This window comes from Phenylobacterium sp. (assembly GCF_037189685.1).
GTDB lineage: Bacteria > Pseudomonadota > Alphaproteobacteria > Caulobacterales > Caulobacteraceae > Phenylobacterium.
The window spans coordinates 163,824-170,366 of the sequence record NZ_JBBCIT010000003.1 but is presented as its reverse complement, the minus strand read 5'-3'; the positions used below and the strand labels follow the sequence as shown (position 1 = coordinate 170,366).

The window sequence follows — 6,543 nt, the reverse complement described above, 5'->3', positions numbered from 1 at the left end:
GCAGGCCGACCTGGCGGCGAACGCCGGGGACCGGGTGTTCTTCGGCTTCGACCGCCACGACGTGGACGGGGAGGCCCGCGCCACCCTGGCGCAGCAGGCGGCCTGGCTGGCCCGCTATCCCGACGTGCGGGTGCGCATCGCCGGGCACGCGGACGAGCGCGGCACGCGGGAATACAACCTGGCCCTGGGCGCCCGCCGGGCCGGCGCCGTCCGCGCCGCCCTGATCGGCCAGGGCGTGGCCGCCGGCCGGATCGAGACCATCTCGTACGGCAAGGAGCGGCCGCTGGACGCCGGGTCGACCGAGGCGGCCTGGGCCCGCAACCGCAACGGCCACACGGTGGTGATCGGCTTCGGCGAGCCGTAGGGCCGGCGGGGATCGCCCGCTCCGCGTCAGGCGGGGCGGGCCTGGAGACATGAGGCGCGCGTCCGGTCCCGGGCGGGCGCCTTCGGTCGTGAGCACGGGCCGGACCGCGGCCGGGCTGCCGTCGCGCGGCCGCGGCGAGGCGCAGGCCGCCGTCGGGCGCAGGCTGGCGGGCAGGGGCGGGCCGTCGGCCTATCGCTAGGATTCTGGGGATTTCTTCTGGGGATTTCTTCTGGGGATTTCGCCGCCGGACGTGGCGCGAGTGACGGGGCTCGAACCCGCGACCTCCGGCGTGACAGGCCGGCGCTCTAACCAACTGAGCTACACCCGCGCAGGGCCGTCCGGCGCTGCGAAGGCGGCCCTCATATGGGGCTGTCGGAATCGTGTCAACGACTGAGTGCCGGCCGGACCCCCGGCCACACGGAATTGCGATCTAGCCCCCCGTGCGGACCTCGCCCGGCCCCGCCACGCCCGGCCCGGCGACGCCTGGCGGCGGCGGGACCTTGGCGGCCTCCTCGACGAGCCAGGCGCGGAACGGCTCGACGGCGGGCCGTCGGGGACCGGCCGGAGTGAGGAACCAGAAGCGGGACGGGGTGGGGGCGAAGCCCAGGGGGGCGGCGAGGCGGCCGGCGGCGACGTCGGCGGCCACGTACACCCAGGGCGTGAGGCCGACCCCCAGGCCGGCGGCGGCCGCCTCGAGGGTGTAGAAGATGTGCTCGAACTCCTGGCTGTCGGGCGGCTCGGGCAGGGTGATCCCCGAGTGCAGCTCCCATTCGGCCCACGCGGTCTGGCGCGACCCGGTGGTGAGGCGGGTGAGGCCCTCCAGCCCCGTCGGCCCGTCGCCGAGCAGGGCAGGGGCCACCACGGGACCGTGGAAGTTCTCCAGGAAGGCGGTGGCCTCGGCGCCGACGATCGGGGCGGTCTCGTTGACGCGGATGGCGGCGTCGAAGCGGTCGCGGGCGAAGTCCACCGGCGCATAGGACTCGGTGACCTTGACCCGCACCGTGGGATGGCGGGCGTGGAAGGCCGAAAGGCGCGGGATCAGCCAGCGGATGGCGAGCGTGCCCACGCACGACAGGCGCAGCTCCGTGTGGGTATCGGCCCGGAGATCGGCGACGGCCGCCTCGACCTGGCCGAACGCGCCCGAGAGCGCGGCGGCCAGGCGCGCGCCGGCCTCGGTGAGCCGCAGGCGGTGGCGGGGGCCTTCGGTGAGGTCGAGGCCAAGCGTGGCTTCCAGGCTGCGGATCTGGCGGCTGACGGCGCCGTGGGTGACGCAGAGCTCGTCGGCGGCCAGCGTCATCTGGCCCAGGCGGGCGAAGGCTTCGAAAGCCCTGAGCGCGGTCAGGGAGGGAAGCGGGCGCCTCTCTGTCCGGACGGTCACCAGCGACGGCCTCCTGTGACGTCAGCTCACAAGAAAACCGCGGTTATATCGTTTTGCGGATCGCGGCAATCCGCCGATGGTCCGGGACGTCGAACGCGAGGTCTCCCCACCAATGCCCGACGCCGTCGCCGCCGCCGCAATCGCCCTCCCCACCCCGCGATTCCGGCCCCCGGCGCCGGAGCCGCTCGAACGCGATCCCGGCGTGATGATGCTGTTCAACCCGCGCATGACGCGCAATCCGTTGACGGCGATCCCCCGGGAGGCGTTCGAGCGGCCTTACCGCAAGGCGCGGTTCCTCCACCTGACCTATCACGGCGTCTACGAGCCCGACGCGATCAAGCGGGTCCTGCTGGACCGGGCCGACGCCTATGTGAGGCCGGGGCTGGTGCAGAGAATCCTGCGGCCCCTGCTGGGCGACAGCCTGCTGAGCGCCAACGGCGAGGACTGGCGGCGCCAGCGCCGGCTGATGGCGCCGGCGTTCGCGCCGCCGGCCGTGGCCGGCGCGGCTCCGCAGATCGACGCCGCGGCGGGCCGGAGCTGCGCCCGGATGGCGGACGGCGGGGGGACGGTCGACGTGGCCGTCGAGGCCACGCGGGCGACCTTGGAGATCATCGACGCCACGCTGTTCTCGGGCGCCAGCGGGATGCCGTTCGAGGACACCGCCAGCGACGTGCGCGACCTGCTGGCGGGCGGCGGCGAGCTGCGGCTGTCGCAGGTGTTCGGCCTCCAGGCGCTGGACTGGGGCGTCGCCCAGCGGCGCGGCCGGCGCGCGCAGACGCGGCTGAGATCGCGGATGGCCGCGATGATCCGGGCGCGGGCCGAGGCCGACGATCCGCCCGACGACTTCGTCACCCGGATGCTGCGGGCCTTCCTGGCCGAACATCCGCGCGAGGCGGCCGAGCGCCTGACGCTGGACAACGCCATGACGTTCTTCGTCGCCGGCCACGAGACCACGGCGAACGGCCTGGCCTGGGCGCTGTACCTCCTGAGCCGGGACCCTCAGGCCCAGGCCTGGGCGCGGGAGGAGGCGGTCGAGGCGTGGCGCGGCGGCGATCCCGCCGCCGTGGCAGACCGCCTGATGTACCTGCGCATGGTGTGGGACGAGACGCTCAGGCTCTATCCGCCGGTGCTGCGGATCGACCGGCAGGCCACCGAGGACGACGAACTGTGCGGCGAGCCGGTGAAGGCCGGCGACATGGTGACGATCTGGCCCTGGGTGCTCCACCGGCACCGACGGCTGTGGGACGAGCCGGACGCCTTCAACCCGGAGAACTTCGACCCCGAGGCGCGGGCCGGGCGCCATCGCTACCAGTACCTGCCGTTCGGGGCGGGGCCGCGGATCTGCATCGGCATGGGACTGGCCAACACCGAGGCGCTGATCCTGCTGTCGCGGTGGCTGACGGCGTTCCGCTTCGAGCCCGCGGGCGGCGCCGAACCCTGGCCGCGCGCGGACATCGCGCTGCGCGCCGACGGCGGAATTCCGCTCAGGGTCAGCCGCCTCTGAGAACGGCATTCTCCGGTAGTTGCGAAGCGTTCGCAAGTATTCGGAACCGCGTCATTTCGCGTCGCACAAGGGCTGTTTGAAACCCCGGGATGATCGGTCTAGAAGGGCGCCGCGACTCCCGCCGGAGACTCCATGGAAGCCTATCTGACAGAGTACCTGCCCATCGTGATCTTTCTCGGGATCGCGGCGGCGCTGGGCGTCATCTTCATCGTCGCGGCCCTGGTGCTCGCGCCGAAGGCGCCCGACCCGGAAAAGCTGTCGTCGTACGAATGCGGCTTCAACGCCTTCGACGATGCGCGGATGAAGTTCGACGTCCGGTTCTACCTGGTGTCGATCCTGTTCATCATCTTCGACCTGGAAGTCGCGTTCCTGTTCCCGTGGGCGGTGTCGCTGATGAAGCTGCCGGCGGAAACGGCGCAGTTCGCCTTCTGGTCGATGATGACCTTCCTGGGCGGGCGGACGGTGGGCTTCCTTTACGCCTGGAAGAAAGGGGCGCTGGACTGGGAGTGATCGTTCCGGCCGGCCACCCGTCTCCGGTCGCGCCCGCCGGCGCCGCCGGGCGCACGGGCGTCGAGGGCTACGACCCCAAGCTCCACGACCCGTTCTTCGACGGCGTCTCGCAGCGGCTGGCCGACAAGGGCTTCGTGACCGCCAGCGTGGACGACCTCATCACCTGGGCCCGCACCGGCTCGCTGATGTGGATGACGTTCGGCCTGGCGTGCTGCGCGGTCGAGATGATGCAGGCCTCGATGCCGCGCTACGACCTGGAGCGGTACGGCTTCGCGCCGCGCGCCAGCCCGCGGCAGAGCGACGTGATGATCGTGGCCGGCACGCTGGTGAACAAGATGGCTCCGGCCCTGCGCAAGGTCTACGACCAGATGCCCGAGCCGCGGTACGTGATCTCGATGGGCTCGTGCGCCAACGGCGGCGGCTACTACTACTTCAGCTATTCGACCGTGCGCGGCTGCGACCGGATCGTGCCAGTGGACGTCTACGTGCCCGGCTGCCCGCCGACCGCCGAGGCGCTGGTCTACGGCGTGCTCCAGCTCCAGAAGAAGATCCGCCGCACCGGGACGATCGTCCGATGAGCTGGCCGACGACCCCCGCCGAGCTGGACGCGCTGGGCCAGGAGATCCTGGCCGGCGCGCCGGGCGTGATCACCGGCGCCGAGGTGGCGTTCGGCGAGCTGACGCTGACCGGGCCGGCGGCGACGGTCGTCGAGGCTCTGACCTACCTGCGGGACGCGCAGGGCTTCCACCAGCTCATCGACCTCTCGGGCGTGGACTATCCCGAGCGGGCGAAGCGGTTCGACGTGGTCTACCACCTGCTGTCGATGACGAAGAACCGGCGCGTCCGGATCAAGGTGCAGACCGACGAGGACACCGCCGTCCCGTCGGCCGTTCCGGTCTTCCCGGCGGCCAACTGGTACGAGCGCGAGACGTTCGACATGTACGGCGTGTTCTTCGACGGGCACCCGGACCTGCGGCGTATCCTCACCGACTACGGCTTCCACGGCCATCCGCTGCGGAAGGACTTCCCGATGACCGGCTACGTCGAGGTCCGCTACGACGAGGAGCTGAAGCGGGTGGTCTACGAGCCCGTGAAGTCGGTCGAATGGCGCAACTGGGACTTCCTGTCGCCGTGGGAGGGCGCCGAGCGCGGGTTCGCCGCGATCCTGCCCGGCGACGAGAAGACCGCCGAAGAGGGCGCGAAGTGATGGCCGAGACCGCGATCATTCCGTCGGACCCGTCTTCCCTGTTTGGGGGCGAGACCCCGGTCCGCAAGTTCAACATCAACTTCGGCCCGCAGCACCCGGCGGCGCACGGCGTGCTGCGCCTGGTGCTGGAGCTGGACGGCGAGGTGGTGGAGCGGGTGGACCCGCACATCGGCCTGCTGCACCGCGGCACCGAGAAGCTGATGGAGGCGCGGCCCTATCAGCAGACGATCCCGTACATGGACCGCCTCGACTACGTCGCGCCCATGAACCAGGAGCACGCCTACTGCCTGGCGATCGAGAAGCTGCTGGGCGTGGAGGTCCCGTACCGCGGGCTGCTGATCCGCACGCTGTACGACGAGATCGGCCGCATCCTGAACCACCTGCTGAACGTGACGACCCAGGCCATGGACGTGGGCGCGCTGACGCCGCCGCTCTGGGGCTTCGAGGAGCGCGAGAAGCTGATGATCTTCTACGAGCGTGCGTCGGGCGCCCGGATGCACGCCAACTACTACCGCGTCGGCGGCGTGCGGCAGGACCTGCCCGAGGCCCTGGTCCGCGACATCGACGACTGGTGCGACCACTTCCCGAAGATCTGCGACGACATCGAGACGCTGATCACCGACAACCGCATCTTCAAGCAGCGCAACGTCGACATCGGCGTGGTGACGCGCCAGGAGGCGATCGAGCATTCGTTCTCGGGCGTCATGGTGCGCGGCTCGGGCATCGCCTGGGACCTGCGCCGGGCGCAGCCTTACGCGGCCTATGACGAGATGGAGTTCGACGTCCCCCTGGGCGTGAACGGCGACTGCTACGACCGCTACCTCTGCCGGATGCAGGAGATGCGGGAGTCGACGAAGATCATGAAGCAGTGCTGCGAGCGCCTGCTGAAGACGCCGGGACCGGTGCTGACCGAGGATAACAAGATCGGCGCGCCACGGCGGGGCGAGATGAAGCGCTCGATGGAAGCGCTGATCCACCACTTCAAGATCTTCACCGAGGGCTACCGGACGCCGCCCGGCGAGGTGTACGCCGCCGTCGAGGCGCCCAAGGGCGAGTTCGGCGTCTTCCTGGTCTCGAACGGCACGAACAAGCCGTACCGGGCCAAGATTCGCGCGCCGGGGTATCCGCACCTCCAGGCCATGGACTGGATGAACCGCGGCCACATGCTGGCGGACGTCTCGGCCATCCTGGGTTCGCTGGACATCGTGTTCGGGGAGATCGACCGGTGAGCGCGAACGCGACCCTCCAGCCCCTCGATATCATTCAGGGCCAGCTCGACGCCTACAACCGCCAGGACCTGGACGCGCACTGCGCCTTCTTCGCCGACGACGTGGTGGTGGCCGACCTGAACGGGGCCGTGACGATCCAGGGCGCCCAGGCCTATCGGGCGAAGTACACGCAGGTCTTCGCCGACTTCCCCCGGAACCGGGCCGAACTGGTCAACCGGATCCGGGTGGGGAACACCGTGATCGACCACGAGCGCGTCTTCCGCCAGGGCGAAGGCGAGAGCTTCGAGGTCATCGCCATCTACACCCTCGCCGGCGGCCGGATCGCCCGCGTGGACTTCGCGAAGTGAGGCC

At 70.8% G+C, this 6,543-nt stretch carries 8 protein-coding genes and 1 tRNA gene; 7 read left to right on the top strand and 2 right to left on the bottom strand.

Translation table 11 applies throughout. The features are described from left to right. The coding region (pal, locus tag WG212_RS02200; protein ID WP_337185419.1) for a peptidoglycan-associated lipoprotein Pal at window positions 1–364 on the top strand (364 nt) is incomplete at its 5' end. A 251-nt stretch (window positions 365–615) separates the two neighbouring features. Here the strand turns inward: pal and WG212_RS02195 are convergent. Both WG212_RS02195 and WG212_RS02190 read right to left on the bottom strand, forming a co-directional pair. Continuing rightward, window positions 616–692: transfer RNA gene (locus WG212_RS02195), tRNA-Asp, on the bottom strand. A 102-nt stretch (window positions 693–794) separates the two neighbouring features. After that, window positions 795–1,742: a LysR substrate-binding domain-containing protein gene (locus tag WG212_RS02190; RefSeq protein ID WP_337185418.1), complete on the bottom strand. Its 948-nt coding sequence runs from the start codon at window positions 1,740–1,742 to the stop codon at window positions 795–797. A 112-nt stretch (window positions 1,743–1,854) separates the two neighbouring features. On the opposite strand from WG212_RS02190, the gene WG212_RS02185 reads away from it, so the two are divergent. The 6 genes from WG212_RS02185 (at window position 1,855) to WG212_RS02160 (ending at window position 6,539) form a co-directional block, all read left to right on the top strand. Further along, window positions 1,855–3,246, top strand: coding sequence for a cytochrome P450 (locus WG212_RS02185; protein ID WP_337185417.1), 1,392 nt, complete (start codon window positions 1,855–1,857; stop codon window positions 3,244–3,246). 132 nt (window positions 3,247–3,378) lie between these two features. Then, window positions 3,379–3,756: an NADH-quinone oxidoreductase subunit A gene (locus WG212_RS02180; RefSeq protein WP_337185416.1), complete on the top strand. Its 378-nt coding sequence runs from the start codon at window positions 3,379–3,381 to the stop codon at window positions 3,754–3,756. Beyond that, window positions 3,726–4,334, top strand: coding sequence for an NADH-quinone oxidoreductase subunit B family protein (locus WG212_RS02175; RefSeq protein ID WP_337185428.1), 609 nt, complete (start codon window positions 3,726–3,728; stop codon window positions 4,332–4,334). Before WG212_RS02180 ends, WG212_RS02175 begins: the two co-directional genes overlap by 31 nt. Then, a complete protein-coding gene (locus WG212_RS02170; RefSeq protein ID WP_337185415.1) occupies window positions 4,331–4,963 on the top strand; it encodes an NADH-quinone oxidoreductase subunit C in 633 nt (210 codons plus the stop codon). The genes WG212_RS02175 and WG212_RS02170 overlap by 4 nt, the downstream gene beginning before the upstream one ends. Beyond that, window positions 4,963–6,192 (top strand): NADH-quinone oxidoreductase subunit D, encoded by a 1,230-nt coding sequence (locus WG212_RS02165; RefSeq protein ID WP_337185414.1) that lies wholly within the window; start codon window positions 4,963–4,965, stop codon window positions 6,190–6,192. The genes WG212_RS02170 and WG212_RS02165 overlap by 1 nt, the downstream gene beginning before the upstream one ends. Then, window positions 6,189–6,539: a nuclear transport factor 2 family protein gene (locus tag WG212_RS02160; RefSeq protein ID WP_337185413.1), complete on the top strand. Its 351-nt coding sequence runs from the start codon at window positions 6,189–6,191 to the stop codon at window positions 6,537–6,539. The genes WG212_RS02165 and WG212_RS02160 overlap by 4 nt, the downstream gene beginning before the upstream one ends. Window positions 6,540–6,543 lie beyond the last annotated feature (4 nt).

What these genes read in the sequence shown, in the direction of transcription:
- WG212_RS02185 (WP_337185417.1), top strand. Translation starts at nt 1,855, where the DNA reads ATGCCCGACGCCGTCGCCGCCGCCGCAATCGCCCTCCCCACCCCGCGA.
- WG212_RS02180 (WP_337185416.1), top strand. Translation starts at nt 3,379, where the DNA reads ATGGAAGCCTATCTGACAGAGTACCTGCCCATCGTGATCTTTCTCGGG.
- WG212_RS02170 (WP_337185415.1), top strand. Translation starts at nt 4,331, where the DNA reads ATGAGCTGGCCGACGACCCCCGCCGAGCTGGACGCGCTGGGCCAGGAG.
- WG212_RS02165 (WP_337185414.1), top strand. Translation starts at nt 4,963, where the DNA reads ATGGCCGAGACCGCGATCATTCCGTCGGACCCGTCTTCCCTGTTTGGG.